The following is a 791-nucleotide window of genomic DNA, read 5'->3' as shown; positions in this document are numbered from 1 at the left end:
CGTCCTATGCTTCCGGCGCATACCCCAGCTCTCGCGGTGGCGAATGGACAGCAACAAAACACGCGTGTCCGAGTGCGCGTACAAGATCACGTGGAAGCGCACCGCGTATTCGCGCAGCTCAGCCAGGTTTGCTTGACTAGTCAGTCGCAGCACACGTTCCAGCCGGCCTTGACCTTCGATTGAACGGCGAGCACACCGGCCGGACGGCCAACTTTTGGATGGAGGGCCACGAGATCACTAAACCGGTCGATCTCACTCATCAGGTCCTCCACCTGCCTGGCGCCAAGCTACGTCCTGTTCCAGCCCGCCACGACGAGAATTGCAAGTTCGTAGCCCGAACGTCAAGGTCTGGTAAGCCGCGCAAACCTAGACTCGGCTTCACATTCCGGCAGCCCGCGCGGTTGCCCTACCCGGAGCCTGTCATTTGGATCGTCCCACTCGCGCTAAGCCGCCCCTATACGTTCGTCGTATTGGCCTTGCTGATTCTGATCGCCGGCCCGCTGACCATCCTGCGCACGCCGACCGAGAACGTCATCTCCAATCCCGGCGACTCGATCTACGAGGGAGCGCACGTCCAGGTGCAAAAGGGAGGCACATCATCATGACCTCGCGTATCGATAGAGCTGCCGTGTTGCGCCGCGCACCCGGGAACGGGAGTCACCGTGTCCTGGCAAGCGTCACCGCCTTACTCACCGCGCTCGCCCTGAGCGGCTGTTCGGTGGAGCCGACGTACAAGCGGCCGAGTGTCGACGTACCCGCCCACTACCTCGAAAGCGGACCGTCGCCGGCCG

General features: G+C 62.6%; 1 protein-coding gene and 1 pseudogene. Both read left to right on the top strand.

The features are described 5' to 3' along the window. Nucleotides 1-476 precede the first annotated feature (476 nt). Nucleotides 477-605: a hypothetical protein gene (locus tag HV670_RS31990; protein ID WP_281362493.1), complete on the top strand. Its 129-nt coding sequence runs from the start codon at nt 477-479 to the stop codon at nt 603-605. Continuing rightward, nucleotides 602-791, top strand: a pseudogene (locus HV670_RS30745) (RND transporter); the annotation flags it as partial. The gene HV670_RS31990 and the pseudogene HV670_RS30745, both read left to right, overlap by 4 nt.

This window comes from Pararobbsia alpina, from assembly GCF_902859895.1.
Lineage (GTDB): Bacteria > Pseudomonadota > Gammaproteobacteria > Burkholderiales > Burkholderiaceae > Pararobbsia > Pararobbsia alpina.
Note: the sequence above shows the minus strand (reverse complement) of the source record. Positions and strands in the feature narration are given on the sequence as shown.